Origin of the sequence: Postechiella marina (genome assembly GCF_039538365.1) — a bacterium.
Lineage (GTDB): Bacteria > Bacteroidota > Bacteroidia > Flavobacteriales > Flavobacteriaceae > Postechiella > Postechiella marina.
The window spans coordinates 391,269-411,327 of sequence record NZ_BAABCA010000006.1; the positions used below are offsets into that span (position 1 = coordinate 391,269).

At 31.6% G+C, this 20,059-nt stretch carries 21 protein-coding genes; 11 read left to right on the plus strand and 10 right to left on the minus strand.

Translation table 11 applies throughout. The features are described from left to right. The 5 genes from ABD715_RS15300 (at position 1) to ABD715_RS15320 (ending at position 7,626) form a co-directional block, all read left to right on the plus strand. Positions 1–1,833 (plus strand): RagB/SusD family nutrient uptake outer membrane protein, encoded by a 1,833-nt coding sequence (locus ABD715_RS15300; RefSeq protein ID WP_344789185.1) that lies wholly within the window; start codon positions 1–3, stop codon positions 1,831–1,833. A gap of 4 nt (positions 1,834–1,837) precedes the next feature. After that, the gene (locus ABD715_RS15305; RefSeq protein ID WP_344789186.1) at positions 1,838–3,565 is read left to right on the plus strand and encodes a SwmB domain-containing protein; all 1,728 of its coding nucleotides are present in this window, start codon (positions 1,838–1,840) and stop codon (positions 3,563–3,565) included. Between the two features lie 347 nt (positions 3,566–3,912). After that, positions 3,913–5,070 carry a mandelate racemase/muconate lactonizing enzyme family protein gene (locus tag ABD715_RS15310; protein ID WP_344789187.1) on the plus strand — a complete coding sequence of 386 codons (1,158 nt, stop codon included), beginning with the start codon at positions 3,913–3,915 and terminating at the stop codon, positions 5,068–5,070. 18 nt (positions 5,071–5,088) lie between these two features. Next, positions 5,089–6,543: an NAD-dependent succinate-semialdehyde dehydrogenase gene (locus ABD715_RS15315; RefSeq protein WP_344789188.1), complete on the plus strand. Its 1,455-nt coding sequence runs from the start codon at positions 5,089–5,091 to the stop codon at positions 6,541–6,543. A gap of 75 nt (positions 6,544–6,618) precedes the next feature. Further along, a complete protein-coding gene (locus ABD715_RS15320) occupies positions 6,619–7,626 on the plus strand; it encodes an L-rhamnose/proton symporter RhaT (RefSeq protein WP_344789189.1) in 1,008 nt (335 codons plus the stop codon). A 186-nt stretch (positions 7,627–7,812) separates the two neighbouring features. Here the strand turns inward: ABD715_RS15320 and ABD715_RS15325 are convergent, their stop codons facing one another. The 7 genes from ABD715_RS15325 to cls all read right to left on the minus strand — a co-directional run bounded on the left by ABD715_RS15325 (position 7,813) and on the right by cls (position 13,342). Beyond that, positions 7,813–8,538 (minus strand): T9SS type A sorting domain-containing protein, encoded by a 726-nt coding sequence (locus tag ABD715_RS15325; protein WP_344789190.1) that lies wholly within the window; start codon positions 8,536–8,538, stop codon positions 7,813–7,815. Between the two features lie 222 nt (positions 8,539–8,760). Next, a complete protein-coding gene (locus tag ABD715_RS15330) occupies positions 8,761–9,645 on the minus strand; it encodes a mechanosensitive ion channel family protein (protein WP_344789191.1) in 885 nt (294 codons plus the stop codon). A 251-nt stretch (positions 9,646–9,896) separates the two neighbouring features. Next, positions 9,897–10,058, minus strand: a complete 162-nt coding sequence (locus ABD715_RS15335) for a DUF1328 family protein (protein WP_344789217.1) — start codon at positions 10,056–10,058, stop codon at positions 9,897–9,899. Positions 10,059–10,195: 137 nt separating this feature from the next. Further along, positions 10,196–10,651, minus strand: coding sequence for a DUF2383 domain-containing protein (locus ABD715_RS15340; RefSeq protein ID WP_344789192.1), 456 nt, complete (start codon positions 10,649–10,651; stop codon positions 10,196–10,198). A 10-nt stretch (positions 10,652–10,661) separates the two neighbouring features. Beyond that, a complete protein-coding gene (locus ABD715_RS15345; protein ID WP_344789193.1) occupies positions 10,662–11,096 on the minus strand; it encodes a hemerythrin domain-containing protein in 435 nt (144 codons plus the stop codon). A gap of 95 nt (positions 11,097–11,191) precedes the next feature. Continuing rightward, complete coding sequence (locus ABD715_RS15350; RefSeq protein WP_344789194.1) at positions 11,192–11,785, minus strand: hypothetical protein; 594 nt, start codon at positions 11,783–11,785, stop codon at positions 11,192–11,194. Positions 11,786–11,905: 120 nt separating this feature from the next. After that, entirely contained in the window at positions 11,906–13,342 is a 1,437-nt protein-coding gene (gene cls / locus ABD715_RS15355) for a cardiolipin synthase (RefSeq protein ID WP_344789196.1), read from the minus strand. A gap of 225 nt (positions 13,343–13,567) precedes the next feature. On the opposite strand from cls, the gene ABD715_RS15360 reads away from it, so the two are divergent. Continuing rightward, positions 13,568–14,107, plus strand: coding sequence for a hypothetical protein (locus tag ABD715_RS15360; protein ID WP_344789197.1), 540 nt, complete (start codon positions 13,568–13,570; stop codon positions 14,105–14,107). Between the two features lie 431 nt (positions 14,108–14,538). Here the strand turns inward: ABD715_RS15360 and ABD715_RS15365 are convergent, their stop codons facing one another. Continuing rightward, positions 14,539–15,018 carry a hypothetical protein gene (locus ABD715_RS15365; protein ID WP_344789198.1) on the minus strand — a complete coding sequence of 160 codons (480 nt, stop codon included), beginning with the start codon at positions 15,016–15,018 and terminating at the stop codon, positions 14,539–14,541. Positions 15,019–15,101: 83 nt separating this feature from the next. Beyond that, entirely contained in the window at positions 15,102–15,539 is a 438-nt protein-coding gene (locus ABD715_RS15370; RefSeq protein ID WP_344789199.1) for an arsenate reductase family protein, read from the minus strand. A 410-nt stretch (positions 15,540–15,949) separates the two neighbouring features. On the opposite strand from ABD715_RS15370, the gene ABD715_RS15375 reads away from it, so the two are divergent. Next, positions 15,950–16,402: a ferritin-like domain-containing protein gene (locus ABD715_RS15375; RefSeq protein ID WP_344789200.1), complete on the plus strand. Its 453-nt coding sequence runs from the start codon at positions 15,950–15,952 to the stop codon at positions 16,400–16,402. A 151-nt stretch (positions 16,403–16,553) separates the two neighbouring features. Next, entirely contained in the window at positions 16,554–17,138 is a 585-nt protein-coding gene (locus tag ABD715_RS15380) for a hypothetical protein (RefSeq protein ID WP_344789202.1), read from the plus strand. A gap of 72 nt (positions 17,139–17,210) precedes the next feature. Here the strand turns inward: ABD715_RS15380 and ABD715_RS15385 are convergent, their stop codons facing one another. Next, positions 17,211–18,743, minus strand: a complete 1,533-nt coding sequence (locus ABD715_RS15385) for a GH3 family acyl-acid amido synthetase (protein ID WP_344789204.1) — start codon at positions 18,741–18,743, stop codon at positions 17,211–17,213. A 156-nt stretch (positions 18,744–18,899) separates the two neighbouring features. Between ABD715_RS15385 and ABD715_RS15390 the strand changes: the two genes are divergently transcribed. The 3 genes from ABD715_RS15390 to ABD715_RS15400 are packed head-to-tail and all read left to right on the plus strand — an operon-like array spanning position 18,900 to position 19,809. Beyond that, positions 18,900–19,259, plus strand: a complete 360-nt coding sequence (locus ABD715_RS15390; RefSeq protein WP_344789205.1) for a YtxH domain-containing protein — start codon at positions 18,900–18,902, stop codon at positions 19,257–19,259. After that, a complete protein-coding gene (locus ABD715_RS15395) occupies positions 19,259–19,606 on the plus strand; it encodes a hypothetical protein (RefSeq protein WP_344789206.1) in 348 nt (115 codons plus the stop codon). Before ABD715_RS15390 ends, ABD715_RS15395 begins: the two co-directional genes overlap by 1 nt. Positions 19,607–19,611: 5 nt before the next feature. Then, entirely contained in the window at positions 19,612–19,809 is a 198-nt protein-coding gene (locus ABD715_RS15400) for a DUF6327 family protein (protein ID WP_344789207.1), read from the plus strand. Positions 19,810–20,059 lie beyond the last annotated feature (250 nt).

Sequence of the window (20,059 nt, forward strand, 5' to 3'; positions counted from 1 at the left end):
ATGAAAAAATTAAAATTTATTTACATAACGCTTTCTGTCTTAATATTGTTCTCTTGTGAAGAATATTTAAATGAACCTAACCCAAACGCTCCTGAACTTCTTGAAGCTGTAAACAATTTAGGCGATACAGACAAAGTACTTAATAGTGTTTACAACTCATTATTTAACCACTTTATTCTAAGTATAGAGGAAGACAATTTCAGGTCGGATATTGGAGCCATGAAAAACAGAATTAATCCAGACACAGGATTATCTGAACACGTTGATTTTTACTATAAAACTTACAACTCAAGTACAAGACGAATAGATCAACGCTGGGGTGCTTTATATCGTGGAATATTTTTTACTAATCAAGCGTTAGCAGCCTTAGACCATATAAAACCTAACTTGGCAGAAAGCGATCTTCAAGCATGGAATGAACAACGTGCTCAAGCATTATTTTTTAGAGCAACCTATCATTTTTACTTACATTCTGTATTTAACAATGGTGAAATTATAATTAGAGATGTATATGAGCCAGATGTTACTAAACGCAGTAAAGAAGTATCATCTTCTGCAGACGTAAGAGCCTTTTTTAGAAAAGATTTAGAAGACGCAATTCCATACTTACCAATGCCATCTGAAGTTTCAGAATTAGGCAGAGTTACAAAAGGAGCTGCTACAATGATATTAGCAAACTCATACCTTTATGAATCTTCAGAAGGAAATACTCAAGCACTAACTAGAGCTACTGCCCTATTTGAAGAATTAAGAGACAATTTTGGATATACTCTAGAAACTGATATATCGAAAATGTTTACTTCTGCAGGAGAGTTTAACAGCGAATCTATTTTCGAAATTCCATACACTAATACATTTGGAGCAGAGTTAGATGAGTTTGATGAAACTAGTCCTCATAATAGATTAGCATCTAGATCGGGCCACTTTAACTACAGTGGTCAAGACTTTATGCAACCTGCTACTTGGTTAATTATGGCTTACGAAAACGACCCAATCGACGCGTCTAACCCAGTAAATACTATTACAACTGGCGCAGGTACTCAAGATACAAGACGTGTTTCTTTAAGAGCTTCATCTATGTTATTTTTAAATGATGATTTAGATACTCCTGTCTACGACGGACCTAATGTATTAAATTCAGGACGCTGGGGAGGTCTTGGAAGTAGAGCCCTAATTATTTCTGCATTTAAAAAATATACAAATCACGATTTAGGTTCTGCCAATGAGGTAGATGCCAATGGAGGAAATCGCTTAAAGTCTGGTAAAAATGTAATTGTAAATCGTTTATCTGAAGTATTACTAAACCTGGCAGAATGCTACTTTAAACAAGGAAAACTTCAAGAAGGTATTAATGAAATCAATAAAATTCGTAACAGATGGGCATTACAACCTTTAGAATTAGGAGCCCGTATAGACGAACCAGAAACCGCATATAATCAAGCAAGCCTTATGGAAAGGTTAATGTTTGTAGAAAAACCGTTAGAACTTGCCTTAGAAGGTCATGCTACTAGAATAATAGATCTTAGACGATGGGGAGTTGCAGAACAACGTTTCGATGATTTAAGTCAAACGTATTATCAAGGCACCTTTTTCCCAAGACCAGGACGAAGAGCTATTACTCAAGCTTTGGCTAGAGGCCCAATTACTAGTATAACAAGAGCCCTAAGTGATGTAATTATAGTTGAAGGAGACGTACCTGCCACCATTGAAGAAAGAAGACAAAACAATATTTTTCAAGAATTCTTAGGCTCTGCACAAAACTATTCTAACAACAATGGTTATTTACCAATTCCTGCAGAAGAGGCTTTAAACAATAACGACATTAACAACTAATAAGATGAAGAAATATAGTTTAATTATACTTGTATTACTAGCAATAGTAAGCTGTAATATAGATGATTACGACAGACTGTCTGAAATTACAAAACCAGAATTATTTACACCTAGTATTTATAACTTAACTGAAACCTCAATTAATAATGCAGTTCCTATTGCTATTAATAGTTTCAGTTCTGTCTCAGATGCATCACAAGGTGTTATATCTAGACATTGGACCATAGAAGAAGGTTCTAAATATTTATTACCAACTTTTACTAGAAAAGACAGTTTAAATTTAGAGCCATTTATTGATTCTGACATAGGGTTATCTAATTGGACTGAAATAGTACACGTGCTATTCCAAAAAGAAGGAGAAACTACAATTACATTAAAAAATACATTTGATAAAGCTGTTAGCTTTTTGGGAAATGATGCTGTGCAAAATAATGATGGGTTATGGGAACTAACAACCACTTTAACATATGACGTATATGCAGAGTTAAATGCTGAAGCATCTGTTTCCAATGCTGACAATACGGAGGTTTTAGCGACTTTATCGTCTAATCAGAACCCGAATAAAGACAATACTAATGGTTTTCAAACTATTACAATTGAAGCAGGTAGTAATTTAACCTTTACAGATTTATCTACAATAGGAAGACCTTCGGGTAGACTATGGGAATTTGAAGGCGCAACACCAAATTCTAGCGAAGAAGAACAACAAGTTGTCACTTTTAACAGATTAGGTAGTTACACCGTAAACCTAACAACAATACGTGATAAACGAGGAAACTCTTTACATGCAACAGAGCAAACTAAAACTTTACCTGTAATTATTGAAGTAATACCCTCAACACAACCTTACATAATTAGCGGAGAGGCAAATGCTGAAATTGATGGTAATGATGATGCAGGGACAAACATTATTTCATTTCGAGTTAACGGAGAAATAGAACCATTTAATGGAGGAGAAACAGATTTTACCGTTAATGTAGTAAACACTGGCTTTAATCAAGATTTTGAGGTACAATCAGTCAACATTAACAATGCAGACCCTACTATTATCGAATTAACATTAGCTCAACCAATCTTAAATTCTGACACTGTAACACTATCTTATAACGGAACGATTATAAAATCTATAGATTCAAGGACTTTAAATACTTTTTCTAGTATTTCTGTAAATGCTTTAAATCTAAATCTTATGACGAATGCTTCCAACCCAAGTTTTGAAAATGCTGTTGATAATGATAGACAAGTAAACGCGCAAGGTTATAACCTCTTTGTTGGCGGTGGTGGTAATAATTTAGATAATGCTAGAAATGCAGACAACTCTTTATTTTTAAACAGAAGTACAGAAAGGTCTAGTGATGGTAATGCGTCCTTAAAATTTAACGCTATTATGCCAATGGCACCTGGCTTTGTAAGTTTATCAAACACCATATTATCCAATTCGGCTATTCCTGCTGGAGACTACAAATTAACTTTTGATGTTTTTATTGAAGATGGATCCAATTTTAATGCTATTTTCAGTGTTATACAACAAGGAACTCCAAGAACACAATTGGCACCACTTAATGCTCCTGCAACAGGAGAATGGTTTACTGTAGAACGTAATTTTAGCAATGCAGGTACTTTAGGAGGCAATCTCATTTTTAACTTTAGAAACCAAGATAATAATGGTATAACAGGGAGACAAACATTTTACATAGACAATATTCAAATCATAGCTATAGAGGCCAGATAGTTATAAATAGAACTTTAATTAAAAACTTAATAGTATCCCTATAATACAAAGAAAATAATTAACTTTTTATAATAAAAAAGGGACATGTTAACACATTGTCCCTTTTTGTGTATAGTAACTTTTAGCAATATATTACAATAATTAAGCTATGTTTTACCCCAACTAAGCAAGAAAGGTAATTTTTGCTTTGTATAAGATAATTTAAGAGTCTTGCAAAACTCCATAATAAGTACCTTTATGCCAAGCAACCATAAATTAATAATTTAGAAACTAAATCTACTTAAAAAAAGTACAAATAGATTTTTATATCTTACTAAATTCAACTAAAAAATTATAAAACCAATCAGATGAAAATTGAAAAAATAGAAACCTTCATACTTAAAGATAAACTATCTAAAAGTTTCTTCTTTTCACAATGGGAGTATTCTGAAAGATGTATATGTGTGGTAAAAGTAACTGCTTCTAACGGTCAATTTGGATGGGGAGAAGGTTATGGCCCAGCAAATGTTTTAGAAGCTGGAATAAAACTTTTAGAACCACATGTTGTTGGCAAAAACCCTTTAGAGAACGAAGTCATCTGGAATCACATGTATCGAAAAACATTAGATTTTGCCAGACGAGGTATTTTAGTAGCCTCTATGAGCGCGATTGATATTGCAGTATGGGATTTAAAAGGGAAAATACTAGGTTTACCTATTTCCACTTTACTTGGAGGCGCTCAAAGACAAAGTGTAAGGCCATATGCTACAGGTCTTTATTTTACAGATCACAATAATCCGTCTAGAGATTTTGAAACTGAAGCTAAACAGTATGTAGAGCAAGGATTTAAAGCTATAAAAATGAAAGTTGGCTTGGGCATTAAACAAGATTTCGAAAACGTAAAAAAAATGCGAGAAGTTATTGGTCCAGACATTCAATTAATGATAGACTCTAACCATGCTTACACATTAAGAGAAGCCATAGCCCTATCTAGAAAAGTAGAACCTTTTGATATTAGCTGGTTTGAAGAACCCGTATCTCCAGAGTATTACGACCAATACAAGCAATTAAGAGATAAAACCTCTATTCCTATTTCTGGTGGCGAGTGCGAATATTTGCGCTTTGGCTTTCATCAATTACTTCGCAACAAATCTGTAGACATATTACAACCAGACATTTGCGCTAGTGGAGGATTAACAGAAGCTAAAAGAATAGCAACTTTGGCTAGCACCTATGGGGTAGATTTAATTCCGCACACTTGGGGCACATCCATAGGTATCCATGTGGCATTGCATTTTATTTCTAATCTAGAAAGTATGCCAGGAAGAATGAAGCAACCAGATTTTTTAATGGAATACGATCAAACAGAGAATGGACTTAGAGAACGTTTAACATTTCCTAAAATAAAAATGGAAGATGGTATGATAAAAGTACCTAACAGACCTGGTTTAGGTATAGATGTAGACGAGGATGTATTAAAAGAATATGCCACTCCAAAAGAAAATATTAATAGCTCAATTATCTAGTTTAATAAATTTTATTACATGAATACTCAAAATTTTGGATATAAAAAATTATATATTGGCGGTAAACTAATTGACTCTGCCAACGGAAAAAAAGCAGATGTAATATGCCCTGCTACCGGAGAAGTAATAGCCCAAGTAGCAGAAGCAGGAAAGGCAGATGCAGAAAAAGCTTTGGAAGCTGCAGAAAAAGGATTTAAATACTGGTCTAAACTTTCGCTTGCAGAACGTACAGAATGGATGACCAAGCTACGCACTGCAGTTCTAGAAAAAGAACACGAGTTAAGAACTGCAATGGTACATGAAATGGGTAAAAACTATGAAGGCGCTTACGAAGATATTGAGGCTGTAATTAACGCCTTAGAGTGGTACCCTTCTGCCATGAAAAATTTAAGAGAAGAGCAAATTCCAGATTACGAGAACACACATACCCACAAAATGATATCTAAACCTGCAGGTGTAGCTGTAGCTTATTTAGCATGGAACTTTCCTTTACTAAATGTTGGTTTTAAATTAGGCCCTGCACTAGCTGCTGGTTGTTCTTTAATTATAAAACCTTCAGCTTTATCTCCTCTATCTACTTATATTATTGGAGAAATTCTTAACGACATTAATTTTCCTGCTGGTGTAGTTAATATTCTTTCTGGCCCAAGTTCTACAGTTGCTCATACCTTGACAACTAGTAAAATTCCAGCAGTATTAACCATGATTGGATCTACAGCAACAGGACAACGCGTTATTGCAGACAGCACAACTTCTATTAAAAAACTAGGCATGGAATTAGGTGGTAATGCTCCTTTCATTATTTTTGAAGATGCTGACTTTGATAAAGCTCTAGAATTAGCTGTTGTTTTAAACTTCTGGAATTCTGGTCAAATATGTGTGGCTGCAAATAGAGTTATGGTTCATAAAAACATTTACGATAAGTTTATAAAAGCTTTTGTAAAACGCACTTCAGAATTAAAATTAGGATTTGGCATAAAAGAAAACCCAGACGTATTTATGGGCCCTGTTGTTTCTAGAAAAGATAGAGACAGAATGTTTGACTTGATTGAAGATGCTGTAAGCAAGGGCGGAACATTAGAATACGGAGGAAAAATACCAAGTCATCTTCCTGAAAAAGGAAACTGGATGGAACCTACTGTAGTATCTGGAGTTACTAAAGAAATGAAACTGTTTACTCAAGAAACCTTTGGACCTGTAGCAGGCATTATGAGTTTTGATACAGATGATGAAGCTCTAGAACTTGCAAACGATACAGAATACGGACTGGCATCATATATTTTTACCAACAACCACAAACGTATTGAACGTTTTACTGAAGAACTAGAGTTTGGAGAAATTCAAATAAACGGTGTTAAATATGCTATTTACTTGCCACATGGCGGTATTAAAAATAGTGGTATTGGACACGACTGCTCTCATTTAGCTTTAGATGACTACTTAGTTAAAAAACGTGTTTCTACAGCTTTGTAATTATTTTTTTTACTTTTTAAACATGTAAGCACAAAATACATTTAAAAAAAACCAATTAACTTAACAACAAACATTATGGAATTACTTCCTCTATTACTAGTTATTTTTGCTAGTATTTTCCAAGGCTCTTTTGGCCTTGGAATGAAATTTATGGCTCCTCTTAAATGGGAAGCGTGGTGGTTAGTTCACTCTATTTTCTCCATGATTTTAATACCTACAGCTTGGGCTTTTTTTGTTACACCAGATTTATTTAGTGTTGTTACAGGCGCCTCTACAACAGTTATATTAACAGCTATGGCTTTTGGTGCACTTTGGGGTGTTGGTGGTATTATGTTTGGAAAAAGCGTGCCATACATTGGCATTTCATTAACCTATGGTATTGTTATGGGTATTTGTTCTGCTGCAGGAGGATTAATTCCTTTATTTACAGCAAATGAAGTTGAATATCAAAACATGGCACCTGCACTACCTTATATTCTAGGAGGTGTTTTAATTATGATAATAGGAGTTGCAATTACCGCATACGCAGGCGTGCAAAAAGACAAATTACAAGCAAAAGATAAAAACACAACAGAAAAAATAAACCTAAAAGCAGGTTTAATTATTGCTATTTTAAGCGGATTATTATCTGCTTTTTTAGCTGTTGGTTTTGCAGAAGGCAAGGAGATTGGTGAATTAGCAAAAAATGCAGGGGCTATTCCGCGTAACGCTAGTTTATCTATTTGGGTTGTTGTTCTTTGGGGTGGTTTTGCTGTAAACGCTATATATGCTATATTTCTTTTGTTTAAAAATAATACTTGGAACACTTTCTCTACACCAAATTCTGGTAAAGCATATGCTTGGGCTATTGGAGCTGCAGTACTTTGGTTTGGCGCACTAGGCATATATGGTCAAGGCGCAACACTTATGGGCAAAATTGGAGATGTAATTGCATGGCCTATCATGTTAGGACTTTCTTTAATTGTTGGTAATATATGGTCTTACATGAACAAAGAATGGGAAGGTGCTAAAAAGCCTTTTAATATTATGTTATCTGGTGTATTTGTAATTATTATTGCTGTAGTAGTTATGGGGTATTCTTAATAAAAAAACTTAGTAAAAACTATAATATCAAACAGCATTTATTTTTAATAGATGCTGTTTTTTTTTAGACATATTCATCTTTTAAAAAAAACACAACCATTTAAGCCCACAAAAAAACCAATAAAACTAATTGCTTTACTGGTTTAATTTAAGCTCTTTATTTGCTACTTCTTAAAACAAACTTGTTTATTGTTTTACAATACGCTTTGTTGCCACTCCCCTACTTGAAGATAGTTTTAAAACATATACGCCTTTAGCTAAAGCCGAAACATCTAAAGCATTTTTAACGGTATTGGCACTTAGTACTTTTTGACCTATCAAATTAACAACTTCAACAGAAGAAACAGGCTCTTTAGTTTGAAAATTTAATTTGTCGTTTGTAGGGTTAGGAAACACCGAAAATTGAAAGGCATTATGCTTTGTAGTAGATAAAGATCCCTGAGCTACAATATTAATAGGAACATTAAGCACAGTACCCCAAACAGATGTTTGGTTTGGCGCATCATTATAATTTTTGCCATTTATTTTAATTAAATGATCTCCAATTATGGCATCTTCAGGAATATTAAACACTCTTTCTGTTTCTGTGTGAGGAGAGGCATTTCCTGGAAATGGAAACACATTGCTATCTGCAGGAATAATATTACCTGGGTGGTTTGAAAGGTTTTCTTTAATAACAAAAAATGCACGTTCTATATTATTTGTACCGTGCGTTAAAGTCCAAGTAACCGTTAAAAAAGCACCTTGCTCTACAGTAATTGGAACTCCAGAAAAATCATTACCTTGAGGTCCAGCCCCAGAACCTCCCGTGCCTACACTTGGTGTTATGGTTACTGCCGATACATTTTGAGCAAATGTCGTGTACGTTACAAATAAAGTAAACATTAAAATAATTGCGTAAATTTTCTTCATAATTAATATAGTTTTTTAATTTATCTAAAATTAGCAAATTACCTCGCTATACTTTTCTTTAAAACTACCCTACCTTAATCATTTTTTACCTAAAACAATACCAATCAATCGTTTTACGTTTTTTTATTACAAAAAAATACCACATATATTATGTGGTATCTTTAAATTATATTTACTATAAATCGAGATTTTTTTTGAGTTTTAAACCTCAATAATTAAATTTTATTTGCGCTCTGCTTCTTGAATATTTATTGGGCTATCTACTTGAAGTGTTCGTATAGGAAAAGGAATATTGAAACCTTCTTGATTATATACCTTTTTAATATTAATTATGGCATTACTTTTTGCCTTAAGCCTATCTAATCCGCTTTCACCTTCTATCCAAAAACGACACAAGTAATTTATTGAACTTGCCCCAAACTCTGTATAATAAAACTCTACTTTTTTACCAAGTTCTTTTTGATTGTAATGTTTTGCAATAGTATCTTTAGTTACCTGCTCTACTTTTTCTAAATCAGATTCATACCCCACACCACATTCTAAAGACACTCTCATTTTTTTTGTTAATGTATAATTTTTAAATGGGTTTTCTATAATAAGCTTATTAGGTATTACTACCGTGTTATTATCTGCCTCACGAAGTACAAAATAATTTAAATTAATATCTACTACTTCTCCTGCGTAGCCATTAGTCTCTATCCAATCTCCTAATCTAAGATTCTTTCTAAAAGCTAAAACGATTCCAGAAATAGTGTTAGACAACGTGCCTTGCAATGCCAAACCAACTACTAAACCAGATATACCTGCTCCTGTTAAAAGACCTGTAAGTGCTTTGCCTAAATTTAAAGCGCCTAAGGCTAAAAATAAACCAACTAAAACAACAATTACCGCAGTAAACCTTGCTACTAGTTTAGATATAGACTTTTGTTTTATTCTTTTATCTGTTAGCTTTAACGTAAACCTAAAAACTAACCTAGAGATAAAATACGAAATAATTAAAACTACTAAAGCAACCGCAATATTAGGCAGGTTGTTTATTAAGGTCTCTAACCAACCATCTAGTTTATTGGTAATTTCTTTTACTGGTTCCATATCTTGCATTCTCATACTTTCTTTTTTTAACTGTTAACTTGTAATTTTACACAAAAGTAATTGAACATAAAGAGTTCTGTTTGCTCTATTAACATGTCTCTTAACGCAAAAGGTTAAAGGAGAAAATTTCAAGGCTTAAATCAAGTTTAACATACCATAAAAACAGAAAAGCAGCATAGCCTAAACCATACTGCTTTTGCATTTTTATTTTAAATTCCTTTTTAATTAATAGGTTTAAAAATGCTATAATTTACAAGAAACTTATATTATTTTTTAACTAGCCCTTTTAATAAAGAAGCAACAAATAGAATTAAGAATATAAAGAATAATACTTTTGCAATAGAAGCAGCACCTCCTGCTATTCCTCCAAACCCTAATATGGCTGCGATTATTGCTATTATAATAAATGTGATTGTCCAACGTAACATAGTTTTTTGTTTTAAATTAATAAATTGATTTTGCTTATTACAAATATCGTCATTATGTATGGACTCCATTAGTTGATTTAAACCTTAAATTAACTCAATTACCAATAAATCAATTAATTGAATACAAATTTACAGCATTAAAGACTATTCATTTTTTGAACATCTGATGCTATTTGAGCATAATGATTTTCTAATAGTAATTTTAAATTATCGCTAAGAATTTCTGGTTTACTAAGCACCGATTTATAATCATAAAGTAAAGACTCATCATGATATTTTGCTTTAGTTAGAGACACCTCATCTTCATCATTATCAAACATCGTTTTTATTTTGGTGTGCAACCTGCTAAAAGCACCTGTAACGGTACCAGATGTTTCTATTCTTACATCGTTAGCTTTTAGGTAGGCTTTTAATTCAGATCTAAAAGCTTTTCTTTCTTCTAGTTTTTTGTGATAGAATAGAACAAGAGGCTCTGTTTTAGCTATTTGAGCAAGCAAATAAAACCGTTTAACAGCATTATTTAATTCCTTAAATAGCCTATTAAGCTTTTGCTGTAACTCTGTAGGGTATGGCAATCTTTGCTTTGCTTTCATAATTTTTTTATTATCTAGATATTTCAATAAAATTGGTGTACTGCGAGGCCAAATTAGATTTTTGATTATCTGTTAACACCTTGCCTGCCAATTGAAAAATAGTATGTTCCTCATCATTTAAATGATGCTCTACTTTGTCTTTTAATTTTTTTGCGTATTTAAGCCAAGCAGAAGAATCTCGCTCTGTTACTTCTAGCTTTTCTACAATCTCGTCTATTTCATGATGCTCAGCAATACCATGTCTTGCATGATCTTGTGTTTTATCTTTTTTGATTAATGGGTTGTAAAAATGACGCTCTTCTCCATCTTCATGTATCTTTAATTCGTGTTTTAAAGCTTCAAAAGCTTTACTTCTAGTATTGGTATCTCCACTAGTATTTACCAATACATCTAATAATTGGCGTTGTATATCGTGGTCTTTTCTTAATGCTTCAAATATGTTCATGCTTTTTTTTTAAACGATTAAAAAGAGATTTTAATATGATACTAAAATCTTTTAAACTATTTTTATTTAATATCTATTAGGGAAAAGCATGCTAATTAATCTGAATAAATTACTCTGTAATTCTCTAGTTTGCTTTTTAAATCTTTTTCGTTAGCATAGTATTTAAATGCATTGTTAAATAACCTGTTTGGTTTTTCTCCAATTATATAATGCTTAACATTTAAGTCTGGTGCATTAATGGTAATTTGATCTGAAATACGCATTTTTTTATCACCCAAACTAGTTTCTCCTTTTTCTAGCTCTGATACCACAATTAAATTATTGTTACTGGCATATATTTTTTCTATATTAATTTCATGCTCAAAGCCATTAACTTCTGCTTCAACCATAATGGTATGTTCTTCTTTATTTCCAAATTCTTTTGGCATATCTATATCAATATAAGGAACATCTACTTCAACCTCGTCCATTACAACAACTACCTTTGGCACTTTAACCGTTCTTTTTTCTGTTCCTACATTTACGTCTGCCCAATCTACATCAAAAGATGGCAATTGCCCTTCTTCTACGCTTGCATCTATATCTAAATCTACATCTGGTAATTCTGTTTTCTTTTCTTGATCTATTTTACAGCTTGTAGCAAAAAATAATGACGATGATGCTATAGCTAGTACAAATATTTTTTTCATAATAAATTGTTTAATAATTAATAAGTTATAACCGATTCTCGATTAATTATTACAAATATAAAATGAAGATATATTTTGTTTTTGCTCAATAAAAAATGAGATTAACTCTTATAAGGTTAACTATAGCAAAGGGCTAAAAATTTTGGCTAATCCTTGAAGTAATTTTTCTTTTAACGACCTATCTTTATAAGTATTATACTTAAGCACTGTGGCCTTTTCCTTTTTAGACAAAAAACCTGAGGCTAGGTCTTTTGCTATTTTATTGTCGTAAATAAGCGTATTTAGCTCATAGTTATGCTCAAAACTTCTATAGTCAAAATTTCCCGACCCAATGGAAGCTATGGCTTTATCGACAATAATTAATTTACTATGAGAAAAAACATTGTCGAGAAGACAAATATTAATATTTACCTTAAGAAGGTCTTCAAAGTTAGAATACATGCAGTATTTAGCCACTCTACTATCGCTATGTTTTGGCACAAGAATAGAAACCTCTACACCTCTTAACGAAGCCATTTTTAGGGCTTCTAAAAGCATTTTATTAGGTATAAAATAAGGATTCTCTATAAATACACTTTCTGTAGCGCTATGAATCATCATAACATATTGGTGCAAAACTGAGAGATGATCTAAATCGGGTCCTCCAGATACAATTTGCATCAAACTACCACCTTTTACCTTTTGTTCTGGCAAGTATTTAGAATTGTTAGAAAGTAATGTACCTCCACTAGCAAAATAAAAATCTTTTATAAAAACTCTGTGTAAATGATCTACTACGCTACCCTTTAAATACAAATGCATATCATCCCAAATACCAAATGGAGATTCGCTTTTATCTATATATTCATCTGCAACATTTACACCACCTGTAAAGGCTACAACACCATCTATTACAACTAGTTTTCTGTGATTTCTATAATTAACCGTAGACAAAATGGTATTTAATTTTATTGGCAATACTGCATAAACTTTGGCCCCTCTACTTATTAATTGTCTAACCTTTTTTGTTTTCCAATTATAACTTCCAAAAGCATCATACAATATTCTCACTTCTACACCATCTTCAAGTTTACTTAATAAAATATCACATAAATCACTAAGTACTTTACCTTGTTTTAAAATGTAATATTCTAAATGAATAAAAGATTTTGCTTTCTTAATTTCAGAAAACAACTTTTCGAAAGTTTCTTCACCACTTTTTAATACAGATACCTCATTACAATCTACAGCAGGAAACCCAGAACTCTTTTTTAAAAGCTTTCCTATTTTAGAGTATTTATGTGCTTCGAACTTATGTTTAAAATCGTCTATAGTATCGCTATTATGGTTTAAATCGTATAGTTTTCGTTTGGCTATATAATTAAGACTAAAAAACTTAAAGCGTTTTCTATTTATACCAAATAAAACATAAAACAAAACACCTAAAAACGGAAGAAATAGCACTACAAACAGCCATGCAATAGATCGGGCAGGCCTATCACCATATAATAAAACACTAATTACAGCCCAAATTGAAGCCGAAAGATATAGAATAACGAAAATTATTAATGTTGTCATAATCAATGTAATATTAACACTAACACACAAAAACTATTAACTCATTCTAATTAAAAACTAACTTAATCACCTATTATGCTTTGAGTTAACATCAATTTTTATTGAGCAACTATAAAGCAGAAAATCCCAATACCTTCGCAACAGTTAAAACAAATAAGTGTCTAATTAATTACACTTACAAACAGTATTAACTTAATATAAATGTATAATTTAAAAAATAAGACAATGAAAAATTTTATGACTATAGCCTTGTTATTAGTAATGGTAAACACTTACGCACAACAAGTAGACTCTATAAAAACTACAAAAGTAGAAACGGTTACCGATACTGTTAACGGAGAAATTACATCGAAAAAAATTAAAACAATAACATTAAAAGAACAAGCTGTTAAAACAGACCCTGCAGATAAAGGAAAACTTAATGCAGATCGTATTTTCCCGCCAACAAAGGTAAAAAAAACAGTTATGGTAGATTATGATGCAGATCCTTTTTACGACGAAAAAACAACTTTAAAATATTTTGAGCTGAATAACGATAACTACGTATTTAGAAAATCGAATGATGGGTTTATTATGAATGTATTAAACAAAGACGAAGAGGTTTTAAAAGCTAATGCAAGACAAACAAAATCTGGCCCTTATTACGTTGTAAACTCGAACGAATTTGATGGTATAGGATTTTTTAATAAAGAGAAAAAGTTTGTTTTAGAATTTTACAACCAAAAGACAGACAAATTAGAAACTATTGAGTTTGCTGAAAAATAATTTTTAACAACACCATATAATACACAAACAAAGGATGAATTTTAAAATTCATCCTTTGTTGTTTATACACCCATTTGCTTTCTATTAGTAACAGCTAAACCTATAAACCTCCATAAAAACACTTTACAAACAAGCTTGATTTTACACTTCCAAACAGTCTATTTTTAATACATAAAAGAGTAGTTAAAGCATAACAACAATTACACAGGCAATCGTTTTACACATAAACCTTTTAAAATCAATCCAAAACAACTCATTATCAAAGCACAACTTAACCAATACAGTTATAAGCAAAGCATTATAACACTCGCTTAAAAGAGGCATACAAACCAAAAGACATGCAAAACATTTTAAACTAAAAAAACGCTGATGTTTTTAACATACAGCGTTTTATTTTTTTGTTTTACTTTATTAAAAAAGGAAAATTAGTTTTAGAATTGATAACGTATAGAGAAACCTAAATTATAAAAAACATCTTTTTCAAACTGCGGATTTTTTCTATACTCTGGTCTTAAATCTACAGAAAAAAGTATTGGTAAACTAGATGTCCACTCTAGGCCTGCAATACCTGTTAAAATAAATTCGTTTTCGTTTTTATCGTCTATTTTATAATTTCCAAATCCGCCACCAGCACCTAAATAAAATTTGTAATCGCCAATAAAATCGCCAACATACTGTAACGTATTTACAAACTTTAGATAATCTAAATTATTGGCTTCTAAATTAAATGCCAAACCACTTTCTAATCTAAAATTTTTCGATATATCTAAATAACGTTGATAATTTAACTCGCCTTCAAAGCCATCGTTTACACCAAACCGCATACCCAAAGCATTTTTGCGGATACGTTCTTGGCCATAAACATGAGAACATAAAGTTAATACGGATATAAATATTAAGGTCTTTTTCATAATTATTTTTTTTAATATATATAGCATAGTATTGCTACACAACTTGGTTAATAGCTTATACACTACTTTTACTTATTATAATTTTAGTAAGAATCTGCTCTATGATTTCCAGAAGCTATAGCCTCTTTCGATTTATTAAAACCATTACCACTAGTTTCAAAATAACTGTAAATATCTTCTAGTTGTTTTATTATTGTAGCCTGCTTCCCCTCAATAAGTATGGGTTGCTGTAATAACTTTGTATTCTGCTTTATCATTTTTAACCAATCGTCTGTAGATAACTTATTTGCATTTAATTCCTTGAACACTATAGCATCGGTATCAAATAAATCGGCTATATCTTTATTTAAAAGCTCTGCAATTTCTAACCAAACGGTTTTAGAAACTGTTTCTTTATCTATATTAATTAATCGCTTAGGCTTATCTATAGCTTTTACATAAGCAAAGGCTTTTTTACCCATTCGAGATGCCTTAGAGTAAATAAGTATTAATTGTTCGTTTTCTGTTGCTAATATTCCCATAATTAAAGTTTTTGATAAAAATAGAAGAGTTCTACAAATCAAATTAATGCTAAACTAATAACGGTTAACTCAAATAGAAAACAAGGCAGACTGCCTTATTTTAATACATTATATAGCGAAATGCTATACTATTTACCATCTAAATCTTCATCTTTCTTATTATTTTCGTTTTATCTTTCATAATATTCTTTTCTAAAATCTAACACAAAAGGCAATATAACAAGAACTCGCACCAATTTTCAACTTGCTCTTTCCCTAATATTTTTTTAAGTTTTTAAGCCATTTGGTTTAGAGTTAACATAGCTTTTAAATGCATTAATTTAAGCCTGCAATAAATATTAATTTTGAGTATAAAACGATGCAGAAGCAGTAAGCATCATATTTTACTGCTATAATTAAACATATATATTATGGGAATTTTTTCAGAAAATACTGAAAGTAAATTAAACAACTTACTAGAAAAGTCATACGATGCAGAAAAGGGATTTAGAAATGCTAAAGAAAATGTAGATTCTACAGCGTTAAAAAACTTTTTTCAAGCAAAAACAGACGAACGCAAAACCTTTAGACAAGAATTAATTACAGAATTAAAAGCTAACGGTTACGATATAAACGAAGATAGCGGTAGTGTTACAGCATCTCTACATAGAACCTGGATGGACACAAAAGCTTTATTTTCTTCTAAAAATGAAGAATCTATGCTAGAAGAAGTTAGAAATGGTGAAAAAGCAGCTTTAAACGATTACAACGATGTTTTAGAAGACAACCAATTACCACCAACAACCGTAAACATTTTAACAAAACAACGAAATGCTATTAAAACAAGTTACAACAAAGCAGATTATTTAGAAAAAGTTATTTAACCATAAAAATGGTTAGTGGTAAGGGTACTTAATTGTACCCTTTTTTTTCTAAAAATCAAACTCATATTCAAAACATAGAATTCGTTTTCGAATTTTATTATACAAATCTATGCGAACAAGCAAAAAAGCTATAGTATTAAGTTTATTTATTATGCTTTCATTTTTATTTGTGCTAAGCATACCTAAAGACCAAAAACCTGTGAAAATTATACCTATTGAAATTAAACAAGAAGTACAAACCGCCTTAGCTTTTTTTCCAGAATTAGACAGCGTGTCTATTAATTTTGAATTTAAAAAGAACATTAAAAAATCTACCATGCAAGCCCAGCCTGTATTTAGCACGCTTTTTACAGCAAAGCATAATCGTAGATATAATATATTAATTAGTGAAAAATTTAAGGTAGATGACACTACTTTTACAACAAAAGATTTACCATCAGATGTTTTAATTGGCTGGATTGGCCACGAATTGGGCCATTTAATGGATTACGAGCAACTTAACAATTGGAAACTTATTCTTTTTGGCATTAAATATTTATTTTCTGAAAACTCTATTGTTGCTGCAGAACGCTCTGCTGATAGTTTTGCTGTAAAACAAGGAATGCAAGATTATATTCTGAAAACAAAAAATTACATTTTAAATCATGCGAGTATTTCTGAAGCTTATAAATTAAGGATTAAAAAATACTACCTTTCTCCAGAAGAAATTATGGAACTTGTACAAAACCCTGATTAAACAAAAACAAGAATAAAACCTCTGTATAAATAGAAGTAACTCCCTGTCTACTTATTAATAATATTTATGCTTTTAAGTAGTTGTCTCTATTACAAAAGCTTCCCATTCTTTAAATTTTTCTTCTCCCATAACCCGCTCCATTTTTACTTGCCCGCCTTTTTTCTTATTGTGAGCACTCCAATTATGAAAAACTTCGGGTTTAACAACATTTACTTTAACCCCCTTCAAGGATTTACCTCTAGCTACTTTATAATTTTTATTGGCTTGTTTCAAGAATTCATCTAAAGCTTCGGCAATTATGGTGTCTTTTTCATTTAATAGAGAACCTAAATACCAGGTATGATAAAACTCATTTTCATCATCTTTTGTAGCGCTAATGGTGTACTCTTTAATTTTTGCATCAAACTTATCCTCTAAATGACGCATGGCATCGTCCATTTTATTTACAGATAATTGAGACCCCACAGTGTTTAAAAAAAACTTAGTACGACCAGTTATTTTTATTTCTGCCTCTTCTATGTTAGCAAACTCTATAGTATCTCCAATTAAGTAACGCCAAGCACCACTAACGGTACTAATTACTAACACATAATCTTGGTTTAGTTGCACATCTGCAATAGTAATTGATGGTGCATCTGCAACCAAAGATCCATCTGGTTTAATATATTCTGGCTTAAATGGTACAAATTCAAAATAAATACCTTGATCTGTATTAAGTTGCATTGCATCTGTACCTGGCCTTACTTGTGTTGCTATATAACCTTCGGATGCTAAATACGTATCAATAACCGTTACGGGCTTCCCCATTAAGGCTTTAAAACTCTTTTCGTATGGTCCAAAGGCAACACCTCCAGAAGTATAAACTTGTAAATTAGGCCAAATGTCGTGTATGTTTTTTACATTATGATGTGCTATAACTTTTTCTAACATAAGCTCTATCCAAGATGGTATACCACTCAAAGCTCCAATATCCCAATTTTTGGCTTGTTCTGCTATTTGCTTAACACGCTTATCCCAACTATCAATTTTGGCAATATCGTCTCCTGGCTTATAATAAGGCCTAAACCAAAACGGAATATTATTGGCACTAATACCGCTAATTTCGCCTTCAAGTTTATGGTCTTTTCTTTCGGTAAGATCTGTAGAGCTACCCAGCATCATAATTTCTTTTTCAAAAAAATTGGCAGAGACTTCAAAATTATTTAAAGACAATACTTGCTTAATACCAGATCCTCGTATAGCAGAAATCATATCGTTTGTAACCGGAATTCTTTTACTTTCCTTACCCGTTGTGCCCGAACTTAAAGCAAAATAAGATGGGCTACCTGGCCATGTTACATTATGTTCGCCTTCATGATTTTTTTTCCACCATTTATTCTGCATATCATTATAATCGTGATATGGTATAGATTGAGCAAAATCTATTGCTAATGTTTTTGATTGCAGAAGCTCATCAAATTTATAATATTTACCAAATTGAGTTTTGCTAGCTGTATTTAATAAATCTTTTAATACATTTTGCTGCGCTTCAATATGGTTTGGTTTTGATGTTATGTTATCTGCAAGTTGAATTGCTCCCTTTATAATATGTCCTAAAATTGCCATAGTTAATTTATTTACACCAAAATTAACTAAAGAATCAAGGCATTATAACCATTTTGCTTTTTTGAGTTAACATTATATGTAATGAAGTTAATGCGTTGTGCTGTTTAGCAATAGCTTTGTAATAAACAAATATTAATACATAAAAACATAAAAAAAATGAGTCAAGGAAATAATCTTTTAACAGTAATATTAGGAACAGCAGTAGGTGTTGGTGTAGGTATGCTTTTTGCTCCAGATAAAGGAAGCACAACAAGAAAAAAAATAGCAGAAAATGCTAACAATGCAAAAGACACCTTACTTTCTGAAGCAGAAAAAATACAAGCTAACATAGCAAGTAAAACAAGTGATATTAGAGATAATGTTGCAGATAGTTTAGCAACTGGTAAAGGTACATTAGATAGCCAATTAGATACCATTGTTAAAAATGCGAGTTATAAAGCAGATGACATTATTAGTTCTTTAGAAGTAAGATTAAAAGAATTAAAAGCTAAGAACAAAACCTTACAAACAAAATAATGAGTGTTTTTGAATCTTTAGATGAAACTACAGATGAAGCACTTAATAAAGGAGAAAGCTTTATAAGAAATACTGAAGCCTATTACGAGCTTAAGTTATTCCAGATGCTAACTACATCTATGGCTTTACTAATTAAATTTACTTTAGTAGGCTCCTTTACTTTAATTGCATTTATCTTACTGGCAGTGGCCTTATCTACGCGTATAGGTGAGGCCTATAACAGTGCAGCCATTGGGCATTTAGTGACGTCCTTAATTTTTATAGGGCTTGCTATTTTTAGTTATTTAATTAGGCGCTGGATAGAGAACTCGATTATAAAAGTATTATCAAGAAAAATGTTTAAATAAAAGCTATGAGAATTTACGAAAACGCAGAAGAAATAGCAAAAGATTTAGAAGTTTTAAAATTAAAACGCGACATCTCTATAGAAGAGTTAAAACTAGTAAAACAAAGTTTTAAAGAAGACTTATCTCTTGCAAACTGGGTACAAACCATTTTAAAAACTATTGGTAAAGTAGGCTTCTTTAAAATAGCAAAAAAAATAATTTAAAATATTGTAGTAATACATGGAATGGATATTTAATAACAAAGACCCGCTTCTAGAAACGTTTTTAAGCAGTTTAATGCTGTTTGTAGCGGTAATTATGATAACACGCATCGTTGGCTTAATATCTGACCCGTCCTGAATAAAGGCTACATAATTTTAAACATTATGTACAAAAATGACAAAGTAATTAGACGGTATTCAGAACCTTTTAAACTAAAAATTATTGACGAACTTAGTAAAGGTAAACACACAA